General features: G+C 58.7%; 26 protein-coding genes. 11 read left to right on the top strand and 15 right to left on the bottom strand.

The genetic code is table 11. From position 1 onward, the window contains the following. The first annotated feature begins 18 nt into the window (after positions 1–18). The gene (gene glp / locus GOW09_RS16990; protein WP_171119830.1) at positions 19–2,064 is read left to right on the top strand and encodes a gephyrin-like molybdotransferase Glp; all 2,046 of its coding nucleotides are present in this window, start codon (positions 19–21) and stop codon (positions 2,062–2,064) included. Continuing rightward, positions 2,061–2,654, top strand: a complete 594-nt coding sequence (locus GOW09_RS16985) for a GNAT family N-acetyltransferase (RefSeq protein WP_367397109.1) — start codon at positions 2,061–2,063, stop codon at positions 2,652–2,654. The genes glp and GOW09_RS16985 overlap by 4 nt, the downstream gene beginning before the upstream one ends. On the opposite strand, the gene GOW09_RS16980 is transcribed toward GOW09_RS16985, so the two are convergent. From GOW09_RS16980 to GOW09_RS16970, 3 genes are all read right to left on the bottom strand, one after another. After that, positions 2,651–3,646: a hypothetical protein gene (locus tag GOW09_RS16980; protein WP_171119729.1), complete on the bottom strand. Its 996-nt coding sequence runs from the start codon at positions 3,644–3,646 to the stop codon at positions 2,651–2,653. The two genes, GOW09_RS16985 and GOW09_RS16980, sit on opposite strands and share 4 nt — an antisense overlap. Positions 3,647–3,660: 14 nt before the next feature. Beyond that, positions 3,661–4,131: a transcription elongation factor GreA gene (gene greA, locus GOW09_RS16975; protein ID WP_170346321.1), complete on the bottom strand. Its 471-nt coding sequence runs from the start codon at positions 4,129–4,131 to the stop codon at positions 3,661–3,663. 231 nt (positions 4,132–4,362) lie between these two features. Next, on the bottom strand, positions 4,363–4,743 hold the full coding sequence (locus GOW09_RS16970) for a VOC family protein (RefSeq protein WP_152456795.1): 381 nt from the start codon (positions 4,741–4,743) through the stop codon (positions 4,363–4,365). Positions 4,744–4,829: 86 nt separating this feature from the next. On the opposite strand from GOW09_RS16970, the gene soxR reads away from it, so the two are divergent. The 4 genes from soxR (at position 4,830) to GOW09_RS16950 (ending at position 9,695) form a co-directional block, all read left to right on the top strand. Beyond that, positions 4,830–5,285: a redox-sensitive transcriptional activator SoxR gene (soxR, locus tag GOW09_RS16965; protein ID WP_171119728.1), complete on the top strand. Its 456-nt coding sequence runs from the start codon at positions 4,830–4,832 to the stop codon at positions 5,283–5,285. Positions 5,286–5,421: 136 nt separating this feature from the next. After that, positions 5,422–7,068, top strand: coding sequence for an electron transfer flavoprotein-ubiquinone oxidoreductase (locus GOW09_RS16960; RefSeq protein ID WP_171119727.1), 1,647 nt, complete (start codon positions 5,422–5,424; stop codon positions 7,066–7,068). Positions 7,069–7,213: 145 nt separating this feature from the next. Further along, complete coding sequence (locus tag GOW09_RS16955; RefSeq protein ID WP_171119828.1) at positions 7,214–8,884, top strand: tetratricopeptide repeat protein; 1,671 nt, start codon at positions 7,214–7,216, stop codon at positions 8,882–8,884. Further along, positions 8,874–9,695, top strand: coding sequence for a 4-(cytidine 5'-diphospho)-2-C-methyl-D-erythritol kinase (locus GOW09_RS16950; RefSeq protein ID WP_171119726.1), 822 nt, complete (start codon positions 8,874–8,876; stop codon positions 9,693–9,695). Before GOW09_RS16955 ends, GOW09_RS16950 begins: the two co-directional genes overlap by 11 nt. Here the strand turns inward: GOW09_RS16950 and GOW09_RS16945 are convergent. Further along, the gene (locus tag GOW09_RS16945) at positions 9,688–10,686 is read right to left on the bottom strand and encodes a polyprenyl synthetase family protein (RefSeq protein ID WP_171119725.1); all 999 of its coding nucleotides are present in this window, start codon (positions 10,684–10,686) and stop codon (positions 9,688–9,690) included. The two genes, GOW09_RS16950 and GOW09_RS16945, sit on opposite strands and share 8 nt — an antisense overlap. A gap of 56 nt (positions 10,687–10,742) precedes the next feature. Here GOW09_RS16945 and GOW09_RS16940 point away from each other — a divergent pair, with 56 nt between their 5' ends. From GOW09_RS16940 to GOW09_RS16930, 3 genes are all read left to right on the top strand, one after another. Beyond that, positions 10,743–10,958 carry a DUF2007 domain-containing protein gene (locus GOW09_RS16940; RefSeq protein WP_152456800.1) on the top strand — a complete coding sequence of 72 codons (216 nt, stop codon included), beginning with the start codon at positions 10,743–10,745 and terminating at the stop codon, positions 10,956–10,958. Then, entirely contained in the window at positions 10,955–11,734 is a 780-nt protein-coding gene (locus GOW09_RS16935) for a tRNA1(Val) (adenine(37)-N6)-methyltransferase (protein ID WP_171119724.1), read from the top strand. Before GOW09_RS16940 ends, GOW09_RS16935 begins: the two co-directional genes overlap by 4 nt. 115 nt (positions 11,735–11,849) lie before the next feature. After that, positions 11,850–12,014, top strand: coding sequence for a YdcH family protein (locus GOW09_RS16930; RefSeq protein WP_083445267.1), 165 nt, complete (start codon positions 11,850–11,852; stop codon positions 12,012–12,014). Here the strand turns inward: GOW09_RS16930 and GOW09_RS16925 are convergent. The 11 genes from GOW09_RS16925 to GOW09_RS16875 all read right to left on the bottom strand — a co-directional run bounded on the left by GOW09_RS16925 (position 12,011) and on the right by GOW09_RS16875 (position 20,441). Continuing rightward, on the bottom strand, positions 12,011–12,877 hold the full coding sequence (locus tag GOW09_RS16925) for a DMT family transporter (RefSeq protein ID WP_171119723.1): 867 nt from the start codon (positions 12,875–12,877) through the stop codon (positions 12,011–12,013). The genes GOW09_RS16930 and GOW09_RS16925 overlap by 4 nt on opposite strands. After that, on the bottom strand, positions 12,874–13,821 hold the full coding sequence (locus GOW09_RS16920; RefSeq protein ID WP_171119722.1) for a transcriptional regulator GcvA: 948 nt from the start codon (positions 13,819–13,821) through the stop codon (positions 12,874–12,876). Before GOW09_RS16920 ends, GOW09_RS16925 begins: the two co-directional genes overlap by 4 nt. Positions 13,822–14,120: 299 nt before the next feature. Beyond that, positions 14,121–14,843 carry an acetoacetyl-CoA reductase gene (phbB, locus tag GOW09_RS16915; protein WP_152456804.1) on the bottom strand — a complete coding sequence of 241 codons (723 nt, stop codon included), beginning with the start codon at positions 14,841–14,843 and terminating at the stop codon, positions 14,121–14,123. Positions 14,844–15,029: 186 nt separating this feature from the next. Further along, positions 15,030–16,205, bottom strand: coding sequence for an acetyl-CoA C-acetyltransferase (locus tag GOW09_RS16910; protein ID WP_152456805.1), 1,176 nt, complete (start codon positions 16,203–16,205; stop codon positions 15,030–15,032). A gap of 190 nt (positions 16,206–16,395) precedes the next feature. Next, on the bottom strand, positions 16,396–17,229 hold the full coding sequence (locus tag GOW09_RS16905) for an EAL domain-containing protein (RefSeq protein WP_171119721.1): 834 nt from the start codon (positions 17,227–17,229) through the stop codon (positions 16,396–16,398). A gap of 103 nt (positions 17,230–17,332) precedes the next feature. Beyond that, positions 17,333–17,521, bottom strand: coding sequence for a hypothetical protein (locus GOW09_RS16900; protein WP_171119720.1), 189 nt, complete (start codon positions 17,519–17,521; stop codon positions 17,333–17,335). 93 nt (positions 17,522–17,614) lie between these two features. Continuing rightward, positions 17,615–18,586, bottom strand: a complete 972-nt coding sequence (locus GOW09_RS16895; protein WP_171119719.1) for a sterol desaturase family protein — start codon at positions 18,584–18,586, stop codon at positions 17,615–17,617. Continuing rightward, positions 18,583–18,969: a hypothetical protein gene (locus tag GOW09_RS16890; RefSeq protein WP_171119718.1), complete on the bottom strand. Its 387-nt coding sequence runs from the start codon at positions 18,967–18,969 to the stop codon at positions 18,583–18,585. The genes GOW09_RS16895 and GOW09_RS16890 overlap by 4 nt, the downstream gene beginning before the upstream one ends. 59 nt (positions 18,970–19,028) lie before the next feature. Continuing rightward, positions 19,029–19,358, bottom strand: a complete 330-nt coding sequence (locus GOW09_RS16885) for a hypothetical protein (RefSeq protein ID WP_170346337.1) — start codon at positions 19,356–19,358, stop codon at positions 19,029–19,031. Positions 19,359–19,442: 84 nt separating this feature from the next. Continuing rightward, positions 19,443–19,811 carry a hypothetical protein gene (locus tag GOW09_RS16880; RefSeq protein ID WP_171119717.1) on the bottom strand — a complete coding sequence of 123 codons (369 nt, stop codon included), beginning with the start codon at positions 19,809–19,811 and terminating at the stop codon, positions 19,443–19,445. 63 nt (positions 19,812–19,874) lie between these two features. Beyond that, positions 19,875–20,441: a TlpA disulfide reductase family protein gene (locus tag GOW09_RS16875; protein WP_171119716.1), complete on the bottom strand. Its 567-nt coding sequence runs from the start codon at positions 20,439–20,441 to the stop codon at positions 19,875–19,877. Between the two features lie 21 nt (positions 20,442–20,462). Between GOW09_RS16875 and argH the strand changes: the two genes are divergently transcribed. Both argH and GOW09_RS16865 read left to right on the top strand, forming a co-directional pair. Beyond that, positions 20,463–21,851 (top strand): argininosuccinate lyase, encoded by a 1,389-nt coding sequence (argH, locus tag GOW09_RS16870; RefSeq protein ID WP_171119715.1) that lies wholly within the window; start codon positions 20,463–20,465, stop codon positions 21,849–21,851. Next, positions 21,851–22,048 (top strand): hypothetical protein, encoded by a 198-nt coding sequence (locus GOW09_RS16865; RefSeq protein ID WP_171119714.1) that lies wholly within the window; start codon positions 21,851–21,853, stop codon positions 22,046–22,048. The genes argH and GOW09_RS16865 overlap by 1 nt, the downstream gene beginning before the upstream one ends. Positions 22,049–22,065: the final 17 nt, after the last annotated feature.

Genomic DNA, 22,065 nt, shown 5'->3' with positions numbered 1-22,065 from the left:
CTGTTCCAGACCTTTGCAATGGTGGATTGGTCTGGCGGAAACGACACCGGGCCGACCCCGCGCAAGGATGCGATCTGGGCCTGCATTGTACGAAACGGAAAAGCGCTTGACCCCGAATACCTGCGCAACAGGCAGATAGCCGAGCAGAGGTTGGATGCTCTGATCCGCGCCGAACTGAAGGCCGGTCGCCGCCTGCTTCTTGGGTTCGATTTTCCTTTTGGATATCCATGCGGCTTCGCGCGGGCGATGACCGGAACGGACGATCCGCTGGCGTTGTGGGATTGGTTCGACCAACATGTCGAGGATTCCCCGAAGGCCAACAACCGCTTTGATCTGGCGGGTCGGATCAACCTTCAGTTTGGCGGCCGTGGCCCGTTCTGGATGAATGGACTGCGCCGAGATATTGACGGCCTGCCGCGTACTAAATCGGACTATTCAAACCCGTTCCCGAACCGTCGTGTCGTTGAGACTCTGGCAAAAGGAAGCTTCACCTGCTGGCAGATGGCAGGGGCAGGCGCGGTTGGCGGCCAAGTCATGATGGGGCTGCCGATTCTGAACCGGCTTCGCCGCCGGTTTGCCGGGCAAATCTCGGTCTGGCCGTACGAGCCGCTGGATAAACCTGTTGCCTTCGTGGAAATCTGGCCGTCTTTAACCCTTGGCGCGGTACCGGATGGGCGGATCAAGGATGCCTGGCAGGTTAAACAGGTCGCCTTGACTCTGTCGCGTTTGACAGAGCAGGAGTTGGATGCGCAATTGAACATCTCAGCGGCAGAGGAAGGTTGGATATTGGGTGTGCCTCAGGACAAGCCGAACATAGCCCCGCCCCCGTTGCGGAACGATTGCTTCGCGTTGCCCGCCGGGGTCAACTGGACACCGGTGGATGAGGCGCTGGCCTGTTTGCGTGACAGGCTGCACCCGATTACCGCATCTGAGACGATGGCGCTGACCAAGGCATGCGGGCGCGTTCTGGCTGGGGATGTGGTCGCCCGACGTTCGAACCCGCCGCAACCGAATACGGCCGTGGATGGGTACGGGTTTGCCGGTCCCGTCGCTGATGGCCCACAGATCATGCCATTGATTGACGGGCGCGCGGCGGCAGGGATCCCGTTCGACGGTGACGTGCCTGAAGGTCGGGCCTTGCGCGTGCTGACGGGGGCGGCGCTGCCTGCCGGTGTCGACACGGTCATTCTGGAAGAGGATGTCACGGTCAACGACGGCCACATTGCCTTCCACGGCCCGCTGAAAAAAGGCGCCAACACACGGCGCGCGGGAGAAGATGTGACCGCAGGCGATATCGCCCTTCCTGCCGGGCGCAGGCTGACCCCTGCCGATCTTGCGCTGCTGTCTGCCGTGGGGATCGCCGAAGTCAACGTGCGCAAACCGCTTCGCGTGGCCGTGGTCTCTACGGGTGATGAATTGGTCGAAGCCGGAGAGAGCGCTGGTCCGGGTCAGATTTTCGACGCCAATCGCCCGATGCTGCTGTCATTGATCGAACGTATGGGGTTCGTACCCGTGGATATGGGGCGTGTTTCGGATGATCGGGACGCCTTGCGGAATCGATTGGATCAGGCCGCGGAACAGGCGGATGTGATTTTGACCAGTGGTGGCGCGTCAGCGGGTGACGAAGACCATGTTTCGGCGCTGTTGCGTCAGGCCGGAGCGATGCAGCACTGGCGCATTGCGTTGAAACCCGGGCGGCCGCTGGCTTTGGGTTTGTGGTCTGGCGTGCCGGTGTTTGGCCTGCCCGGAAATCCGGTTGCCGCCATGGTCTGTACATTGATTTTCGCGCGTCCGGCTTTGGGGCTGATGTCCGGCGAAGGCTGGGCTGAACCGCAAGGTTTCGAAGTGCCTGCCGCCTTTGAAAAGCGCAAGAAGCCCGGTCGCCGGGAATATCTGCGAGCAAGAATGCGGGATGGGCGGGCCGAGGTTTTCCACTCGGAAGGATCAGGCCGGATCAGTGGCCTCAGCTGGGCTGAAGGGTTGGTCGAAATCGAGGACGGTGCGCGCCATGTCAAACCGGGCGATATGGTCCGGTTCCTTCCGTATGGAAGTTTCGGGTTGTGACGGTCACGATTTCAAGAGGGTTCGCCAATCAGGAACGCGCGCAAACGGCGGCACTGTTCTGGCAGGCATTTGCGGCAAAACTGGGCAAAGTCATGGGGCCGGACGAAAAAGGATTGGCTTTCTTTGAAATCGCATTGAACCCGGATTTCGCGCTGGTTGCACGGGATAAAACGGGCCGGATACTGGGTCTGGCAGGTTTCAAGACACGTGACGGCTCTTTTGCGGGGGGCAATATGTCTGGTCTGGCGCAGGTCTATGGTTGGTTCGGGGCGACCTGGCGCGCGTCGGTTCTGAGCGTGCTGGAGCGCGAATTGAAACCGGGCGTGTTCCAGATGGATGGTATTTTTGTCGCTGCCGAGGCGCGCGGCAAAGGAGTGGGCACGGCATTGCTGAATGCCATCAAGTCCGAGGCCCGCAACCGCAACATGTCAGAGGTTCAGCTTGATGTCATCGACACGAACCCCCGCGCCCGCAGCCTTTACGAGCGCGAGGGATTCCAGCCCATGGGTCAAGAAAAAACCGGACCGCTGAAGTATCTGTTCAATTTCAGCAGCGCGACCAAAATGTCGTGGATTGTCGGGCCGGATTAATCAAACGTGCCCGCCACGCGACCCAGCAACATGAACGCGCGGGCCGTTCGGGTTTCACCCAGTTCACTCAGTTCCGCATCGCTTGCCGTGGGTTCGAACTCGGCCATCATCTTGTCAAACCGACGCAGGAAATGGTGCGCGGCGTCGCGGAAAATCGGATCCTGTTTCATCCGGGCTGCCGTCAGCGCAAGTGAGGATCTGTCGCGCACGCCCCCCAGCGCCGCCACGGCGCGCCCGCGTGTGCCCTGGGCGAACTGGCGCCAGATTTCTGGCCGGGCCTTGTCGGGCCGCAGGTCATCCATGTAGATGCCTTCCTGGCTGAGCAGCGTCAGTACATCCTGCGAAGCTTGCACAAGCTGTGCCGTCTTGCGGTCCTTCAATGCAACACGCAGCGCATTGAAACCCTCGGTGTCATCCTGCGTTTCGGGGAAGTTCAGGGCGCGGATGAAAACCTCGGTACTCAGCGGCGGTGTGATCTCTTCCGCAGGTGTGCCCAGTTCCAACGAGGTCTGGTCGTCCTGAGAGGAACTCTGCGCGGCCGTGGCAGAACGCGCCGTGCGTTTGGTCGAGAACGTTGCCAGGGCGTCTTCGGTTTTCCGTGTGGCCGCAGCGATTTCATCCAGCTTTTTGGTCACCGCAGGTTCATAGGTGCTGGAGGCGCGCTGCTGCTGCGCCACATAGGTCTGCCGGATCGCGTCGATTGCCGTTTGCAACCGCGCACTTTCCTCTCGCATCACCCGGCTGGCGCGCATCGCGGTGGCCGCAACCCAGATCATCGCCACGGGCATGAACACGGCCAGAAAGGCGACGACAAAGCCACCGTTCTGCCCCTGACCGGGCAGCACGAGAAAGACGACCGACACCACCAGCCAGATCAGGCTGAGCACCAGTGCGGCAATCTCGATTTCGGTGACAGCCGGAGTTTTCGGGCGATCATAGATGCCCAGCGACGTCGGCTTTTCGGTTTCCGGGTCAGGTTTTGGCCCCGACATTACATGCGCTCCGGTCAGGCGTACTCGATACTCAGGATTTCGTAAGAGCGCACGCCGCCGGGTGTGCGCACTTCGACACTGTCCCCTTCATCTTTGCCGATCAGGGCGCGGGCGATGGGGGATTTGATGTTCAGCAGGCCGTTTTCGATATTGGCCTCGTATTCACCGACGATCTGCCAGGTCTTTTCTTCATCGGTATCTTCGTCGACCAATGTGACTTTTGCGCCAAATTTGACCGCACCCGACAATTTTGCCGGGTCGATGACATCAGCCAGCGACAGAATACCTTCCAGTTCCTTGATGCGACCTTCGATGAAGCCCTGTTTTTCACGGGCAGAATGATATTCGGCGTTTTCCTTCAGGTCGCCCAGCTCGCGCGCCGAGGCGATGGCTTCGATGATCGCCGGACGTTCAACGGATTTGAGGTTCTTCAGCTCAGCCTCGAGCGCGGCATTGCCCGCAGGCGTCATCGGGATCTTTTCCATACTCTCTACGTCCACGCATAAATTGAGTCGCCCCGCCGCACAGGAGCGTCGGGGCGAATGTTAGATTGGCAGTTACCTGACCCAAATGCCACGTGAATTGCAAGAGGTGACAGCGTCAGCAGCGATCAATTCGCGACTTCGCGCCGTTTTGATTTGGGGTGGGGCCTGTGCCGATGATCGGGATGCCGCGACCTGCGCCAACGCTGTGATGGGGTGCAAAGCCAAATCATCTCAATCATATTGCACCACTTCGAACTCGATCCCGTTGTCATCACGGAAATAGAACCGGCGCCCTGGTTCGTAATCGGCATGGTTGTGGGGCTCGAATCCTGCCTTGCGAACCTTGTCTTCGGTGGCATCGATGTCTTCGACCAGAACACCCACGTGGTTCAGCCCGCCGATTACATCATAGCTGCTTTCATCCGACTGCTTCGGGTCGTCAGGTTTGTACAGTGCCAGATACGTATGGGCCGAACCGACATGCACGGTGTATCCGCCGGCAATTGCGGGGCCTTCCCAACGGGTTTTCCAGCCAAAGACCTTTTGCATCCAATTGGCCGAGGCCTTCGGGTCGCGGACAGTGAAGTTGGTGTGTTCAAGCGTCGCCATCATGGGATCTCCTGTGTTTTTTGGCTTGTCCCGACTCAGCGTAATTTCTAAACCTAACTTTAGGTCAAGGAATTTTTCATGAGGGTTTGATGGCGGCATCAGAGGGGCTGGCGATTGGCGCATTGGCCCGGCGCACAGGTCTGGCCGTGTCGGCCATTCGGTATTACGAAGCGCAGGGTCTGATTTCGCCCTGGCGCAACGCGGGCGGACAGCGGCGCTATCAGCGGGCCGATATTCGGCGGCTGAGCTTTGTCATGATTGCGCAGCAGTTCGGCCTGACGCTGCCGGAAATCCGGCGGGTGCTGTCGGGCCTGCCCGGAAACCGCACGCCGACGCCTCAGGACTGGAAGGCGATCAGCGTACAGCTGAGGGCCCATCTGGATCAGCGAATCGACACCCTAAAGCGGTTGCGCGACAATCTGGATGGCTGCATCGGATGCGGGTGTCTGAGCCTGCCGAAATGCGCGCTCTACAACCCCGATGACCGGGCAAAATCGCATGGTAGCGGTCCCAGGTACCTGATGGGGGATGCACCAGAGGGGTGATGTGTCGAATAGCGCCCTTGTTACGCCGTGTTTCGATTGACCAATGTCTTTCCGACCATGTAATCAGCCGTGAAACAAAATTGCGCAGATCATGCGGTGACAGCGCCAATTCGGAAAGTTAGCTAGGGAGCCCGCGATGGCCGAGATTGAACGCGAAGCGATGGAATACGATGTGGTGATCGTGGGTGCAGGTCCTGCAGGCCTGTCGGCGGCCATCCGTCTGAAACAGCTGGATGCCGACCTGAACGTCGTCGTTCTGGAAAAAGGGTCTGAGGTTGGCGCGCATATCCTGTCGGGCGCGGTTCTAGATCCCTGTGGTCTGGGCGCGCTGATCCCGGACTGGAAGGAAAAAGGCGCGCCGCTGAATGTGCCCGTGAAGGACGACAAGTTCTACATGCTGGGAGAAGCAGGCCAGGTCCGTATCCCGAACTTCCCGATGCCGCCGCTGATGCACAACCACGGCAACTACATCGTCTCGATGGGCAATGTGTGCCGCTGGATGGCGGAACAGGCCGAAGAACTGGGTGTCGAGATTTTTCCGGGCATGGCGTGCTCGGAAATGGTCTATGGCGACAATGGCGAAGTCAAAGGCGTGGTAGCAGGCGTTTTTGGCCTTGAGGCAGACGGTTCCTATGGCCCCAACACCGAACCGGGGATGGAGTTGCACGGCAAATATGTCTTCTTGTCAGAAGGAGTGCGCGGGTCGCTGTCCAAGGAAGTGATCGCCAAATACGACCTGTCTGCCGGCAAAGAGCCGCAGAAATATGGTGTCGGCATGAAAGAGATCTGGGAGATCGACCCTGCCAAGCACAAGGAAGGCAGCGTGACGCACACGATGGGCTGGCCTTTGGGCAGCAACGCAGGCGGCGGATCCTTCATCTATCACCTTGAGAACAATCAGGTTTACGTCGGTTTCGTGGTTCACCTGAACTATAAGAACCCGTATCTGTACCCCTATATGGAGTTCCAGCGTTTCAAGCACCATCCCATGGTGGCCGATCTGCTGAAAGGCGGCAAGCGCGTGGCTTACGGCGCCCGTGCGATTACGGAAGGCGGCTATCAGTCGATGCCGAAACTGGTCGCGCCGGGCGTGGCGCTGTTGGGCTGTTCGGCAGGCATGGTCAACGTGCCGCGCATCAAAGGCAACCACAACGCGATGCTGTCGGGCAAAGCTGCGGCCGAGGCTGCTTTCGAAGCGATCAAGGCCGAGCGTTCGGGCGATGAGCTGACGGCTTACGAGACCGAAGTTCGCAATGGCGCGATTGGCTCCGACCTGAAGAAGGTTCGTAATGTCAAGCCGATGTGGTCGAAATGGGGTCTGACCGCCAGCCTGATGTTGGGTGGTCTGGACATGTGGACCAACACGTTTGGCTTTTCGCTGTTTGGCACGTTGGGCCATGGCAAGAACGACGCGGAATCGACCGAGGATGCCAGCAAGCACCAGCCAATCGATTACCCAAAGCCGGATGGAACGCTGTCTTTCGATCGTCTGACGAATGTCTCGTTCGCAGCGACAAACCACGAGGAAAGCCAGCCCTGCCACCTGCGTCTGGCCGATCCCGAGATCCCCGTGAAGGTCAACCTGCCCAAATACGACGAGCCGGCGCAGCGGTATTGCCCTGCGGGCGTGTATGAAGTGGTCGAGGATGAGGGCGGCCCGCGATTCGTCATCAACTTCCAGAACTGCGTTCACTGCAAAACCTGCGACATCAAGGATCCCAGCCAGAACATCACCTGGACCACACCGCAGGGCGGCGACGGTCCAAACTATCCGAACATGTAAGCAAAAAACGGGCAATGGCGGCGCTGTGAAGGCTCTGCCATTGCCTCTTGCCTGCCGAAGCCCTAGCTTACCCCTCAGTCAACGATAGCAAGGCAGGATTTCGGTGTTTTCCCTGGTTCGTCGCGCGGCTTTGTCCGTGCTGTTCATGTCGTCGGTCGCAGTTCCGGCCTTTTCGGAAACGGGCGCCGGGTCTTATCTGGCCGGGCGGCAGGCGATTTACGAAAACGACTATTCTGCCGCTGAAAGATATTACGCTCAGGCCCTCAGGTTTGATCCCCAAAATGCGCTGTTGCAGGAAAGCGTTGTCGTTGCACGCATCGCTTTGGGGGAAGTGGCGCGCGCGCTGCCGATCGCCCAGCAGATCGAGGAAGCCAACCTTCCCAGCCAGGCAGCGCGTATGGTGATTTCGGCCAATCTGATCGCCGATGGGAAATTTGACGACCTGCTGGCCCGGGACCCTGAAACACAGGGAGTTGGCCCCCTTGTTGACGGCCTGATGATCGCCTGGGCCCATCTGGGACAGGGTGAGATGACCAAGGCGATGGAACAGTTCGATTCTGTCGCCACACAGGATGGCCTCAGGGAATTCGCGCTTTACCACAAGGCGATGGCATTGGCGTCTATCGGTGATTTCGAAGGCGCAGAGGCGATACTTGCCGACAATGATGGAACGGTTGCCCGGTTCTCTCGTCGTGCTGCTTTGGCCCGCACCGAGATTCTGTCGCAGCTGGATCGCAACGAAGACGCCATTCAGTTTCTGGACGATGTGTTTGTAGCGGGCAGTGACCCGACCATCGAGGCGTATTTGAGGCAGTTGGCGGCGGGTGAAACACTGCCGTTCACCCACGTCCGATCCGCTCAGGACGGCATGGCCGAGATTTTTTTTACCGTCAGTGCCGCATTGAACAGCGAAGCTTCGGCCGATTACGTTCTGCTGTACGCACGCTTGGCCAGTTTTCTGCGCCCCGATCATGTGGATGCCATTTTGCTGAGCGCGGATCTGCTGGACAACTTGCAGCAATATGATCTGGCGGTTGAGGCATACCGCCTGGTCCCGGCGGACAGCAACGATCACCATGCGGCCGAATTGGGCCGGGCCGAAGTTCTGGACCGTTCGGGAAAAACCGATGCGGCCGTCGAGGTGTTGCAGAACCTGGCTGCGCAAGATCCTGATTTTCCGGGTGTGCATGTCGCTTTGGCAGACTTGCAGCGCCGACAGGAAAACTATGCCGCTGCCGTGGCCTCTTATGACACTGCGATCGCGCTGACGGATAGCGCGGCGGGTGGGAATTGGTTCCTGCATTATGCTCGTGGAATCAGTCATGAAAGGCTGAAGCAATGGGACCAGGCCGAAGCTGATTTCCGTCGGGCGCTGGAACTGAACCCGGATCAGCCTCAGGTTCTGAATTACCTGGGGTATTCGCTGGTTGAGCGCAAAGAAAAGCTGGATGAAGCATTGGATATGATCGAGCGCGCAGTAGCTGCGCGTCCGGACAGTGGCTATATCGTGGACAGTCTGGGCTGGGTACTTTTCCGTCTGGGGCGTTACGATGAGGCCGTCGAACACATGGAACGTGCGGTTGAGCTGATGCCGGTGGATCCGGTGGTCAACGATCATCTGGGTGACGTCTACTGGGCTGTCGGCCGCGCGCGCGAGGCCGAGTTTCAGTGGAGCCGCGCCTTGTCCTTCATCGACCCGGAAGACACGGACGGCGAAGCCGATCCGGATCGAATCCGGCGCAAGATCGAAGTCGGGCTGGATGCCGTTCTGGCCGAAGAAGGTTCGGAGCCATTGAAAGTCGCCAATGGAAATTAAGGCGTTTGCGCCCGCCAAGATCAACCTGACCCTTCATGTGACTGGCCGTCGAGACGATGGCTATCACCTGTTGGATTCGCTGGTTGTATTCGCCGATCTGGGTGATCGGCTGACATTCACCCCCGGTCCCGAATTGTCCATGGATGTGCGCGGCGAGTTTGCCGACGGAGTCCCCACGGACAGCCGAAATCTGGTCTGGAAGGCGGCAGAAGCTGTCGGCTGGACCGGTCATATTCAACTGACCAAGTCCCTGCCCCATGGGGCGGGCATTGGCGGAGGGTCGTCTGATGCTGCGGCCACGCTTGGGGCCCTGGCAGATCAGGGCCACGACCTCCCGCAGGGCCTGCCGTTGTCATTGGGGGCGGATGTCCCCGTCTGCCTGGAAGGTCGGGCGATCAGAATGCAGGGCATTGGCGATCGTTTGACGGCGGTGAACCTTCCGCACCTGCCCGCCCTTTTGGTCAACCCGAATGTACAGGTGCCCACCGGTGCCGTTTTCAACGCGCTGGCGTCCAGAGACAACCCGCCAATGCCTGAAAGCACACCTGAGTTTGAAAGTGCCGATGAGTGCGCCCAGTGGCTGCGCAATCAGCGCAACGATCTGCAAGTGCCCGCCATGAACGTCGCACCTGAGATCGATCAGGTGTTGGACGAGTTGACGATGACCAATCGCGCGCTCGTGGTGCGCATGTCAGGGTCAGGATCAACCTGTTTTGCGCTGTATCCGACGATGAAAGACGCGCATTTCGCGGCCTATGAGATCGGCGCAGCCCATCCTGATTGGTGGTGCCGCGCCACGCAGCTCAATTGAGACGTGAAACCACGTAATCGGCCAATTCGCGCAACAGGCTGCGAATCTCATGATCCGGCAGTACCTCCAGCGACGCCTTGGCTTTGTTGGCCCAGCCCAAAGCGTCTTGCCGGGTTTCTTCCAGCGTGGCGTATTTGTTCATCAGACCCAGCGCTTGATCCAGATCCCCATCCTGTTGGCGGCCCTTTTCGATCGCACGCTCCCAGAAGGCGCGTTCTTCCGGCGTGGATTGCGCCACGGCTTTGATGACGGGCAGGGTCAGTTTCCGTTCACGGAAGTCATCGCCAACATTCTTCCCGGTCGCTTTGCTGTCGCCCTGATAATCCAGCAGGTCATCGGCAATCTGGAACGCGATGCCCAGTGAATCGCCATAGTCGAAAAGCGCTTTGACCTGCTCTTCCGAGGCACCTGCGATCACGCCGCCCACTTCGGTCGCGGCTGAAAACAATGCAGCCGTCTTGCCGCGTACGACCTGAAGATAAACGTTTTCATCCGTACGCAGATCGGTTGCGGCCGTCATTTGCAGCACTTCGCCTTCGGCAATGGTTGCAGAGGCATTGGCCAGGATATCCAGAACGCGCAGCGAGCCCGTTTCCACCATCAGCTGGAAACTGCGTGAAAACAGGTAATCGCCAACCAGAACGCTGGATTTGTTGTCCCAAAGCAGATTGGCGGTCGGGCGGCCCCGTCGCTGTGCGCTTTCATCCACGACGTCGTCATGCAGCAGGGTGGCGGTGTGAATGAACTCGACCGTCGCAGCAAGGCGCACGTGGTGGTCGCCGGAATAGCCAAACAGGCGTGCTGCGGCCAGTGTCAGCATCGGGCGCAGGCGTTTTCCACCTGCTTCGACCAGATGCCGCGTCACTTCCGGGATGCGTGGCGCATGGTCCGATGCCATCCGCGTGCGGATCAGCCCGTTCACGGCCTCCATCTCGCCCGCCAGAATTTCAGCCAGACGCTCATGCGGTTTTGAGATCATGTCGACGGTCATCACACTCCTGATACAAGGCTCGACTTTCGCCTCGCCTTGCCCTTACATCCATCCCCATGAAAGAACTGTTGCGCAGTACCGATCCGACAATCTTGGCCTTTGCATCCGCTCTCCTTGAGGGCGAGGATATAGACTGCTTTCAGATGGACGTAAATATGAGCATCCTCGAAGGTGGTATCGGGATCTTTCCCCGTCGACTGATGGTTCGGTCCGAAGACCTGACCCGTGCCGAGCGTGTGATGCGCGACAACGAGATCCCGCTGGGCCGATGATGCGCTTTGACGACAATGAATTGACGTGCAACGATTTCCTTGCTGGCCGGGTGCGATTGCTGCAACCTGCGTCAGGTTACCGCGCCGGAGTAGACCCTGTTCTGCTTGCCGCATCCGTCCCTGCAAAGGCCGGGCAATCCGTGCTGGAACTGGGATGTGGCGCGGGGGCTGCCATTCTGTGCCTGTCCGCGCGGGTACCGGGGCTGCAAATGGTTGGGATCGAATTGCAACCGGCCTACGCGGAGCTGGCCCGCCGCAATTCTGAAATCAACGGCTGTGATCTGGACGTGATCGAGGCTGACCTGAACGCTTTGCCTGATGACCTCCGACAGCGGCACTTTGATCACGTAATCGCGAACCCGCCCTATTACCGTTCTGGGGCGCATAGCCCCGCCAGCGACACAGGGCGGAGCATTGCCCTGGGTGAAAATACGCCTCTGATCGACTGGATCACCGTGGCGGCCAAACGCCTTGCCCCTCGGGGGTTCCTGCACATGATCCAGAAAGCCGACCGTCTTCCCGATATGCTGACGGCTTGTGAAGGGAAACTGGGTTCAATCGAGGTGCTGCCGCTCAGCGCGCGGGTGGGCCGCGAGGCAGAGCTGGTCATCCTGAGCGCCCGCAAAGGGGGACGCGCGGCATTTCGCCTCCATGCGCCTTTGATTCTGCACGCCGGTGAGCGCCACGAAAATGACGGTGAAAGCTATACCAAGGCGGTCTCAGCCGTGCTTCGACACGCCGCTCCGTTGCCTCGGAACTTGTGCCATCGGCAATGACCAGCCGAATTTGTCGGATTTGTTACAGATTCTGTGCGTCTGCAGCGTGACAGGGTGGAAACGATGTGGTCAAATTCTTACGTGACATACAGACACATAAACAAGGAGGATCGCAATGAGCGTGAGCGCACATCTGACGGAACTGAAGAAAAAGCACGAATCTCTCGGTCTAGAAGTGGAACAAGCCCAACGCTCGCCAGGTATCGATGATCTCCATATTGCTCAGTTGAAAAAACAGAAGCTCAAGCTGAAAGAAGAGATCGAACGCCTGTCCGCTTAAGTTTTCAGGCTGGCGCGGGCCGCTATCAAGGCCCCGCCGGTGATCAGAAAGGCCGCGATCGCAAGCCCCCAGGACGGGGTCGCGATCCCGGCCACCACCAAAGCAAGGGTCGACAGCAACGGGGCCGCATAGGATGAGGTTCCGAGGATTTGGATGTCGCCTTGCTTGACGCCAATGTCCCAGACGTAGAACGCCAGCCCGACGGGCCCAAGGCCGAGCGCCAGCACCGACGCCCAGCCCAGTGCCGTATCGGGCAGTACAGTGTCTTCCACCGCCAGATGAAGCAGACCCGAAGCCGATGCAGCCGCAAGGCAGAAAATTGCAACGGAACTGGTCGGCGTGCCCTCCAGTTTGCGTGATAGAACGGAATAGCCCGACCATGTCAGTGCGCACAGCAAAGCCAATGCGTATCCGGGCAGGTATTGGGCCTGAAAGCCCGCGCCGCCACCCCCTGCAATGATGACAGCGGCCCCTGCGAATCCAAGGCAGGCCCCGATCAGGTGGCCGATACGCAGATGTTCACCCGGAAGCAGGCCTGACAGAAGCACAATGAGCAGAGGCCAGAGATATGCGATCAGCCCGGCCTCGGCAGCCGGCGCCATGCGCAGGGCCGAAAAATACAGCGCGTGATAGCCAAACAGGCCCAATGCGCCAAACAGGTAGGTCGTCCAGGGGACTTGCTTTAGATCGCTCAGACCACCTGTCGCCGTCGCCCAGACAAGCCCAAGCGCTCCACCAATCGAAAAGCAGATCGTGTTCAGCAGCAGGGGCGGCGTGGGCGCCGACCCGACAGTGAACAACGCCAGCAAGGCCCATAGCAAGACAGCCACGAAGCCGATGGCCGTTGCGCGCATTTTGGTCATGGGCGGGAAACCTCTTCAATCGGTATGATTTTGAACTCATCCGATATATGCGCGGTTTTTTCAATCTCGGTCAGGAACCAATCGCGAAACGCCGCGATCTGAGGTTTCTTTTCAGCCCCCGGCAGGCACAGAAACCGGAACCGGCCTTGTGTTTCCAGGGCCACCTTGAACGGCGCAACCAAGCGGCCTTCGGTCAGGTCCTTGAGAATCATGGCGCGTCGCCCCAGTGCCACGCCGACACCGGCAACAGCGGCATCAATCGCGTGATCTGCATTGGAAAAATGCGCGCCATGGGTCGGAGTGAAATCCATTCCGACAGCACGGAACCAAGCGGGCCAATCACAAGGCGGGGTCAGAAAGCTGATCGAATCGTCATGGATCAGCGGGGCCCCTTCAAGGCTTGCCGGCGTGGTGAATTGTTCCGCAAGTTCGGGGGTCATGACAGGGGTCAGCCATTCCTTTCTGACGGGAACGGAATACAGCCCGTCATCGGCCGAATTCCCGAAGCGGATGGCGACATCCACGTCGTCCCGCTCCAGATCCATGTTGCGCAGCGTGGCCGAGAATTTCAGATCGATCTCGGGATGCGCCCGAGCAAATTCGTAAAGCCGCGGCGCCAGCCACTTGGCGGTCAAAGCTGGGCCCGCGGTGACGGTCAGGCTTGTGTCATCTTCCTGTCTGCGCACCGCACGCCATGCGGCTTGCAAGGTGGCAAACCCTTCTGCCGCACCAGGCGCAAGGGCACGGCCCGCCTCGGTCAGTTCTACGGCGCGGTTCAGACGACGAAACAGCGGCCGGCCAAGGTGTTCTTCAAGCGACTTGATCTGAAAGGACAGGGCAGCTGGCGTCACATGCAGCTCTTCCGCCGCCTTCGAAAAAGACATGTGCCGGGCTGCGGCGTCAAAAGCACGCAACGCGGTCAGCGGAGGCAGATAGTCACTCATAGTGAAGAAAAACTTAACTGAAGTCTCAAGAAAGCTCGTTTGTCGTGTTTGTTTTAGCCTCCATATTCACATCAGGTCAAACAAAACTGATTTGAAAAAAGGAGACTGCCATGATCGAGATGACGACGAATCCCGCCGCCCAGATGGCGATCCTGCGTGCCCACCAAGAGCGCAGCAGGGTGGTCTGGCAGTTTTGGGGATGGATATTCGGTTCCCGCTGATCGCAGCGCGCGCGTTCTTACGGGATCAGAAAGGGCCGGCCCAAAAGGACCGGCCCGTTTTTTGTTCACAACTCTGGATCAGACGAAGAACTGCGCACCGTTGGCCGAGATCGTCGAACCGTTGATGAACTGCGAATCGTCCGATGCCAGGAAGACCACGCAGCGCGCGATTTCCTCCGGCTCACCCAAGCGGCCGGCTGGGATCTGACCAATGATGGACTCGCGCACCTTCTCAGGCACTGCCATTACCATTTCGGTTGCGATATAGCCGGGGCAGATCGCGTTGGCAGTGATCCCCGCCCGCGCGCCTTCCTGCGCCAGGGATTTCACGATGCCCAGGTCACCCGCCTTGGTCGCAGCATAGTTCACCTGAGCGAACTGGCCTTTCTGACCGTTGATCGAACTGATGACGATGACACGGCCGAACTTGCGCTCGCGCATGCCGGGCCAAATGGGGTGCACGGTGTTAAACACGCCAGTCAGGTTGGTGTCGATCACGTCTTTCCACTGATCCGGCGTCATTTTGTGGAACGGTGCATCGCGGGTGATGCCTGCATTGGCGACGACCACATCGATGGGGCCAACCTCAGCTTCGACCTTTTCGATGCCCGCTTTGGATTCGTCATAATCCGCGACGTTCCACTTGTAGGTCTTGATCCCGGTTTCTTCGGTGAATTTTGCGGCTGCTTCGTCGTTCCCTGCATAGGTGGCCGCAACGTTATATCCTTCGGCTTTTAGCGCCTTGGAAATTGCTGCGCCAATGCCGCGGGAACCGCCGGTTACGAGTGCTGTTCGTGCCATTTATGACTCCTTCAATTTTAGTCGTCTTAGTAATGCTGTTACTCTGAGAGATGGTTGTGCGCAATATTGTTTCGTTTTGAATCTCGGTTTCCGGGCGGCAATATCGTCGCATCCAAGGGTTAGAACCTCAATGTAACAAAAAAAGGCGCCCACTGGGCGCCTAATTCTATTTGATTGTCAAAGCGCTTAGTCGCGCTCCACACAAAGGGCAACGCCCATGCCACCACCGATGCACAAGGTGGCCAGACCCTTTTTCGCATCGCGTCGCTTCATTTCGAACAACAGGGTGTTCAAAACACGGCACCCCGAAGCACCGATCGGATGGCCGATGGCAATGGCGCCGCCGTTTACGTTCACGATCGACGGATCCCAGCCCATATCCTTGTTAACCGCGCAAGCCTGCGCGGCAAAGGCTTCGTTGGCTTCGACCAGGTCCAGATCGTCTACCGACCAGCCTGCTTTTTCCAGTGCCTTGCGCGATGCGTAGATCGGGCCGACGCCCATGATTGACGGGTCCAGACCGGCAGTCGCATAGGACGCGATGCGCGCCAGAGGTTCGATTCCCCGCTTTTCAGCGTTTTCGGCTGACATCAGCAGCGTCGCGGCCGCACCGTCGTTCAATCCCGAGGCGTTGGCAGCTGTGACCGAACCGTCCTTGGTGAAGGCCGGACGCAGTTTGGCCATCGCCTCCATGGTTGCGCCATGACGGATGTATTCGTCCTTGTCCATCACGATGTCGCCCTTACGGGTCTTGATGGTGAAGGGCACGATTTCGTCTGCGAACTTGCCGGCCTTTTGGGCTGCTTCGGCCTTGTTCTGCGAAGCAACGGCGAATTCATCCTGCATCTCGCGGCTAATCTGCCATTTCTGCGCAACATTCTCGGCAGTCTGACCCATGTGATAGCCGTTGAAAGCATCCCAAAGACCATCGCGGATCATCGTGTCGATATACTTCATGTCGCCCATCTTGTGACCGGCGCGCAGCGCGGCGGCGTGGGGTGACAGCGTCATGTTTTCCTGACCACCAGCAGCGACGATTTCCGCGTCTCCCAGCTGAATATGCTGGGCGCCCAAAGCAACGGCGCGCAGGCCCGAGCCACAAACCTGATTGATGCCCCATGCGGCGCTTTCCTGTGGCAGGCCGGCATTGATATGCGCCTGACGCGCGGGATTCTGGCCCTGGGCGGCAGTCAGAACCTGACCCATGATGGTTTCGCTGACTTCGCCTTTTTCCACTCCGGCGCGCTCGACAACTGCTTCCAGGACGGCAGCGCCCAGATCATGGGCAGGGGTGTTCGCAAACGAACCACTGAAGCTGCCGACACCTGTTCGTGCGGCGGATGCGATTACTACGTTGGTCATATGATCAGTCCTTTACCGTCATGGGCCAGCGGAATTTCTGACGGCGCAGGTCAAGAGGTGTCCTCTCGAAACAAGAGCGCCCCGTGATCCCCCGCTCAAGTACCCTTGCAATAGCGCAACGCTGCACATGCAGCAACGGGCAGCTTGTCTCAGTGTCGGAAATGGTAGGAAAATGTCGATGAACAGGCAATCAACTTCCTGTTTTTGATTTGTTTTCCTGTTTCCAGGGTTCCGCGACGCTGGGTGCGCCATACAAGAATCCTTGCAGGCAATCCACGCCACTTGCCATCAAAAACGCGGCATCCTCCTGCGTTTCAACCGATTCGGCCGTGACCAGAATCTCGAATTCACGGGCCACCGCGATCAGGGCCCGCACCAATGTCTGGTTGTCGGGGTCGGTGCTGATGCCCCGCACGAACTGGCCATCGATTTTGGCTGCGTCGAACAGAAACTCGCGAAAATACCGAAAGCTGAAATTACTGGCACCAAAGTCATCCAGCGCAAAAGCGATGCCGCGATCCTGCAAGCGGTCCATGAAGTCGACAACCAGCTCAGGCACCTGCATGGCCGAGCTTTCGGAGATTTCGAGGATCAAGCGTTCGCCCAATCCGGCGTCTCGTTTCAGGAATCTGTCCAGTACTCTGGACCAGTTGGAATAACCGATCGAACGAGCAGACATGTTGATCGACAGGCGTATTTCCGGGTTCCTCGCCAATGTGCGCAACCCAAGCTCCAACGCGACGCAGTCCAGATCGCGGCCGATAGGAGTGTTTTCGACCTGAGGCATGAATTCTCGCGCCGGGATGACGCGGCCGGTTTCGTCCAGAACCCGAATGAACCCTTCGTAAAACGCGACTCGGTACGGGGCGTGCGCCTGTATCACCGGCTGAAAAGCCAGTTTGCATTGCTTATGCTTCACGGCATCGGTTGCCATCTGCACAACCGAACGATCCCGCGTCGAAACGGCCGCATTCAACGGGCTGTCCGACCCCTCAGGCAGATTTGCCAGTTTTTTGTTTCCCATAAGCGCGGATTCCCATGTGTCCGGGACAGGTGTCCGGTCACAGTCTCGGGGCAAAGAGATGAATCTGCGGTTAAGGGTTCGGAAAAATTTCCGTCTCGCGGGCTTAGCGGGTGGATTGCCACGCGCGCGCCAAAGAAGCTGCCGCGCCAAGTATCGCGCCCATCGCACCTAGGGCCATCATTGCAAAACCCAACGCGATCAGGGCTGCAACGGCGCCCCCAAGGGCTGCGAGCATGGCCATCAAAAGGCCGAACAGGCCGAAAAAGGTTGAAATGGTTGCCAAACGATTCATACCGACCCTCGCTCACTCACACACGGCGCCCATCGACTGATATGGCGCTGAATGACCGAGATTCAAGGCACAAGCAAGTTTCAGCCGGCTGTTTCAGGCCTGTTCTGCTTGTCCGCTGGGCAGTTTTTTGTCCAGATGCTCAAAACCTGGCGTTCCGCGGTCTTCCGGGTGGCGTGCCAGATGCTTGGCCTTGATCTGTTCCGAACTGTCCCGGCTGCCGTCATGGCTGTACCCAGGTGGGGCAAAGCAGTAGGCCAGTCGCTGTTTCAGGGTCAGCCCCGGCTGGGTCGCGTCGCGCCAGATGGCCACCCATTCGTGAAAGGCCACCCGCAGGGGATTGAAAGTGCCGATATTGTGCACCAGGCCATAGTCCACCCGTTCGTCCTCCTGCTCGGGGACGAAGGTGCCGAACAGCTTGTCCCAGATGATGAACACCCCGGCATAATTGCAATCCAGATAGCGTGCGTTGCGGCCGTGATGGGCGCGGTGGTGACTGGGCGTGTTCATTATGGCCTCGAACCAGCGGGGCATCTTGCCGATGGCCTCGGTGTGAATCCAGAACTGATAGATAAGATTGAGGCCACCGACGAACAAAACCATCGCAGGATGGAACCCAAGCAGGATCAGCGGGGCGCGTACGACCATCATGAAAGTGAACGTATAGGTCCAGGTCTGCCGCAGCGCGGTCGTCAGGTTGTAGTGCTGCGAGCTGTGATGGTTTACGTGGCTGGCCCAGACCCAGCGGATGCGATGGCCAAAGCGGTGGACCCAGTAGTAACGCAGATCGTCCAGGACAAAGCACAGGATGATAACCGGAACTGACGTACCCAGGTTCATCGGTGTGATCTGCCACAGCCACATGAAAAACGCATAGGCGATAAAGCCCAGCAAAAAACCCGATGCGATGTTTCCGGCCCCCATGATCAAAGAGGTCACCGCATCGCGTGTTTCATAACGCCCGCCTTTGCCTTTGACTGCGATCCACAGAAACTCGGCCAGAATCGCTGCGATGAAAAAGGGAACGGCCCATTGTACCGCATCGGGAAAACTAATTTGGTCTGTCATGCGGGCTCCATCAGGTCACGCCAGTGATGGCGTTCGAAATCGTCCAGTCGGATGAGTGTCTTGGGCACCGAGAATTCGTGAAACAGGATCTCAAAGCCTTCCGGATGATCCAGAAGATCATAGTCCATCAGATGCCGGGCCACGGTGTCGGCCCCCAAGGACCAAAGCAACCCATTGCCTGAACTGGTGCGCACCACCGCGGCGTGGCCATCATGGGAAACCGTGACGTCGACCACATCATCGTCCGGAAAGTGACGTGCCCATTGTGAGCGTGCAATGTCGGGCGTCAGCATCACCTGCTGCGACCTGCCGGTGAGATGCAATAACAGGGTGACACCAGCTATGCCGCCGACGACCAGCGCCAGTAGAATTTCAAGTGGCATTCCATCCTCCTGAGCGCAGAGTGCAAAGGAGTTGAAATTCTGTCAAAGGTGGCGTTGCGTCAGCTGTTTTCCAGCCGTTCCAGTATCTCGTGTTGCACCACACGTTCGACGAAGGGCACCAGCCCCTCGGGGCCGGATGTACGATCCTTCAGATGGATGCAGATATCTGGGCGGCGGGCGGCAATAATACCCACCATTTCACCACGGATCTTGTCGTCAAGCCCCGCGCCCAAGATGGCACAGGCAATCCGGGGCTCGGCATCCAGCTGTTTCCGAACCTCGTCCGTGTCATGTGCGCCCAGCCACTGAATCGGCAGATGATCCAGTTGCCGCGCCACATCACCGATCACATTTGGCAACCGGCCGATCAGCAGTACGACGGGTTTCATCATTGCCTCCATTCCAAAAAATATACCTGCCCTGCCCGGCAGGGCAGGAACAGTATATCACGAGATTGAAAGGGGCTGACGCCTTTAGTTGTTGATCGAATAAATGGTTGTTTTGCCTTTACCTTTTTCGCGGGTCATTCGGGCAGTGGCCCCGTCAATTTCCCAAAGCTGACAATCCGTGCCCAGTGCCTTGCCGTCCAATACTCCGTTTCGGCACCAGAATTTTTTGTTCCAGACCCAGGTTCCGCTGAACTTTTTCCCACTTTGGAGTTTGGCTGAAATCGTGCCATCAGCATTCGCGACAAAAACATTGCCTTGTTCGTCGGTCAGCTTTTTCCCAACAATATCGGAATTGAACTGCTTTGCGGTCTTGATCCGTTTGTAGTCCGCGTGTGCGGCGCCAGCGATTGCCAATGTGCCTGCAACAGCAAGGAATAAAATCGTATGTTTCATAAAAAACCTCCCACTCTTAATGCGTGGGAGGGTACCATAATTCCGCAAATTTTTCTAAATGCGTTAACTTTCGGCGCCAACAAGCGTCGAAATGATCGCCTTCGCACTGTCCGAGTTCCATTCGGCGTCGCCGATCAGCCGGGCGATTTCCTGCCCTTCGGGGTTCAGGATGACCGTGATCGGCAAGGCGATGACGCCGAACTCACGGGCAGCGGCCGAGCTGGGGTCCTGGTGACGGGGCAGGTTGGCGATGCCGTTCTCTGCAAAGAACTTTTTGATGCCGGCTGGCGAGTTGCGGCCCGTGGCCAGTGTCAGAACCTGAAACTTGTCGCCGCCGAACTCTTCCTGAAGTTCAGCGATCTGAGGCATCTCTTTGCGGCAAGGCGCACACCAGGTGGCCCAGAAATTCAGCAGCACATACTTGCCCTCATAATCGGCAAGCGTGCCGACGCCGCCGTCATCTTCCAGCTGGAATTCGATTGATTTGGCGGGTTTCGGTTCCTTGTGCAGGATCAGACGTTTCAGGCTGTCTTCCCGCAGAGGGGCCAGCGTCTCGGCATCGGTCGCCAAGGCGGCATTTGCACCCAGCGCAAGGGCCATATAAAGGGGGATCAAACGAAATAGGCGCATATCAACTCCGGGTTTTCTTACATGACCGATCAATCCTCGAACCAGATGTGGGGCGGCCGCTTTGCCGCCGGTCCAGACGCGATCATGGAGGCAATCAACGCCTCGATCGGGTTCGATCAGCGGATGGCAGCCCAGGACATCGCAGGCTCGCGCGCCCATGCGGCCATGCTGGCAGCCACAGGCGTCATAAGTGATAGTGACGCCGAAGCCATTCGGGAAGGGCTGCTCACCGTTTTGTCAGAAATCCAGAACGGAGAGTTCCAGTTCTCGACCGCGCTGGAAGACATCCACATGAATGTCGAGGCCCGTCTGAAAGAGATCATCGGAGAGCCCGCAGGCCGTTTGCACACAGGCCGGTCACGCAATGACCAGGTCGCAACCGATTTCAAACTCTGGGTGCGCGATCAGCTGGACGCTGCTGAGAGCGGCTTACTGGCCCTGATCCGCGCGCTTTTGGCGCAGGCCGAGGCCGGGGCCGATTGGGTCATGCCGGGCTTTACCCACCTGCAAACGGCGCAGCCGGTGACATGGGGCCATCACATGATGGCCTATGTCGAGATGTTTGGCCGTGATCTGTCCCGCGTTCGTGACGCCCGCGCCCGGATGAACGAATCGCCACTGGGTGCTGCGGCGCTGGCCGGAACGTCCTTTCCCATCGACCGCCACATGACGGCACAGGCGCTGGGCTTTGACCGGCCTGCAGCCAACTCGCTGGACGCCGTCAGCGATCGTGACTTCGCGCTGGAGTTCCTGTCGGTGGCCTCGATCTGCGCCGTGCATCTGTCGCGCTTTGCCGAGGAACTGGTGATCTGGTCCTCGGCGCAGTTCCGTTTCGTTACCCTGTCCGACCGGTTCTCGACCGGCTCGTCGATCATGCCGCAGAAGAAAAACCCCGATGCGGCAGAGCTGATCCGTGCCAAGGTGGGTCGGATATTTGGCGCCAACACGGCGCTGATGATGGTGATGAAGGGCCTGCCGCTGGCCTATTCAAAGGACATGCAGGAAGACAAGGAACAGGTCTTTGACGCCGCCGACAACTGGATGCTGGCGCTGGCGGCGATGGAAGGCATGGTCAAGGACATGACCGCCAATCGCGACAGCTTGGCCGCTGCGGCGGGTTCGGGTTTCTCGACTGCAACTGATCTGGCCGACTGGCTGGTGCGGGTGCTGGGCCTACCCTTCCGTGACGCGCATCATGTTACCGGATCGCTGGTGGCCATGGCCGAGAAGAAGGGCTGCGACCTGCCCGATCTGACGCTGGACGACATGCAATCGGTCCATGCCGAGATCACAAATGACGTCTACTCTGTCCTTGGTGTCGAAAATTCTGTAAACTCACGCCAGTCCTATGGTGGCACGGCCCCGGATCAGGTGCGTGCTCAGGTTGAACGATGGAAGGCAATGGTGTGATGACCGAGCTGCGCGCGATTCTGATTGCAGGGTCCGGCCTAATGCTGGCCGGATGCGGAGCCGACGGCGAGCCCGTTCAGCCTGCGCCCGCTCAGCCAACTGTCAGTGCAACCGTTGGCGTTGGCTCTGGTGGAGCGTATGTAGGCGGTGGCGTAGGTCTAAGCCGTGGGCCGCTGGGGATTTACCTGGGATTCTAAGCCACTTTCATATTGCG

Origin of the sequence: Ruegeria sp. HKCCA5463 (assembly GCF_013034175.1) — a bacterium.
GTDB lineage: Bacteria > Pseudomonadota > Alphaproteobacteria > Rhodobacterales > Rhodobacteraceae > Ruegeria.
This window is presented reverse-complemented; position numbering and strand designations above follow the sequence as displayed.

Coding starts and splice junctions, on each gene's coding strand:
- glp (WP_171119830.1), top strand. CDS start 19: ATGGTGGATTGGTCTGGCGGAAACGACACCGGGCCGACCCCGCGCAAG.
- GOW09_RS16980 (WP_171119729.1), bottom strand. CDS start 3,646: ATGTCGGGGCCAAAACCTGACCCGGAAACCGAAAAGCCGACGTCGCTG.
- greA (WP_170346321.1), bottom strand. CDS start 4,131: ATGGAAAAGATCCCGATGACGCCTGCGGGCAATGCCGCGCTCGAGGCT.
- GOW09_RS16970 (WP_152456795.1), bottom strand. CDS start 4,743: ATGATGGCGACGCTTGAACACACCAACTTCACTGTCCGCGACCCGAAG.
- soxR (WP_171119728.1), top strand. CDS start 4,830: ATGGCGGCATCAGAGGGGCTGGCGATTGGCGCATTGGCCCGGCGCACA.
- GOW09_RS16960 (WP_171119727.1), top strand. CDS start 5,422: ATGGCCGAGATTGAACGCGAAGCGATGGAATACGATGTGGTGATCGTG.
- GOW09_RS16955 (WP_171119828.1), top strand. CDS start 7,214: ATGTCGTCGGTCGCAGTTCCGGCCTTTTCGGAAACGGGCGCCGGGTCT.
- GOW09_RS16950 (WP_171119726.1), top strand. CDS start 8,874: ATGGAAATTAAGGCGTTTGCGCCCGCCAAGATCAACCTGACCCTTCAT.
- GOW09_RS16945 (WP_171119725.1), bottom strand. CDS start 10,686: ATGACCGTCGACATGATCTCAAAACCGCATGAGCGTCTGGCTGAAATT.
- GOW09_RS16940 (WP_152456800.1), top strand. CDS start 10,743: ATGAAAGAACTGTTGCGCAGTACCGATCCGACAATCTTGGCCTTTGCA.
- GOW09_RS16935 (WP_171119724.1), top strand. CDS start 10,955: ATGATGCGCTTTGACGACAATGAATTGACGTGCAACGATTTCCTTGCT.
- GOW09_RS16930 (WP_083445267.1), top strand. CDS start 11,850: ATGAGCGTGAGCGCACATCTGACGGAACTGAAGAAAAAGCACGAATCT.
- GOW09_RS16925 (WP_171119723.1), bottom strand. CDS start 12,877: ATGACCAAAATGCGCGCAACGGCCATCGGCTTCGTGGCTGTCTTGCTA.
- GOW09_RS16920 (WP_171119722.1), bottom strand. CDS start 13,821: ATGAGTGACTATCTGCCTCCGCTGACCGCGTTGCGTGCTTTTGACGCC.
- phbB (WP_152456804.1), bottom strand. CDS start 14,843: ATGGCACGAACAGCACTCGTAACCGGCGGTTCCCGCGGCATTGGCGCA.
- GOW09_RS16910 (WP_152456805.1), bottom strand. CDS start 16,205: ATGACCAACGTAGTAATCGCATCCGCCGCACGAACAGGTGTCGGCAGC.
- GOW09_RS16905 (WP_171119721.1), bottom strand. CDS start 17,229: ATGGGAAACAAAAAACTGGCAAATCTGCCTGAGGGGTCGGACAGCCCG.
- GOW09_RS16900 (WP_171119720.1), bottom strand. CDS start 17,521: ATGAATCGTTTGGCAACCATTTCAACCTTTTTCGGCCTGTTCGGCCTT.
- GOW09_RS16895 (WP_171119719.1), bottom strand. CDS start 18,586: ATGACAGACCAAATTAGTTTTCCCGATGCGGTACAATGGGCCGTTCCC.
- GOW09_RS16890 (WP_171119718.1), bottom strand. CDS start 18,969: ATGCCACTTGAAATTCTACTGGCGCTGGTCGTCGGCGGCATAGCTGGT.
- GOW09_RS16885 (WP_170346337.1), bottom strand. CDS start 19,358: ATGAAACCCGTCGTACTGCTGATCGGCCGGTTGCCAAATGTGATCGGT.
- GOW09_RS16880 (WP_171119717.1), bottom strand. CDS start 19,811: ATGAAACATACGATTTTATTCCTTGCTGTTGCAGGCACATTGGCAATC.
- GOW09_RS16875 (WP_171119716.1), bottom strand. CDS start 20,441: ATGCGCCTATTTCGTTTGATCCCCCTTTATATGGCCCTTGCGCTGGGT.
- argH (WP_171119715.1), top strand. CDS start 20,463: ATGACCGATCAATCCTCGAACCAGATGTGGGGCGGCCGCTTTGCCGCC.
- GOW09_RS16865 (WP_171119714.1), top strand. CDS start 21,851: ATGACCGAGCTGCGCGCGATTCTGATTGCAGGGTCCGGCCTAATGCTG.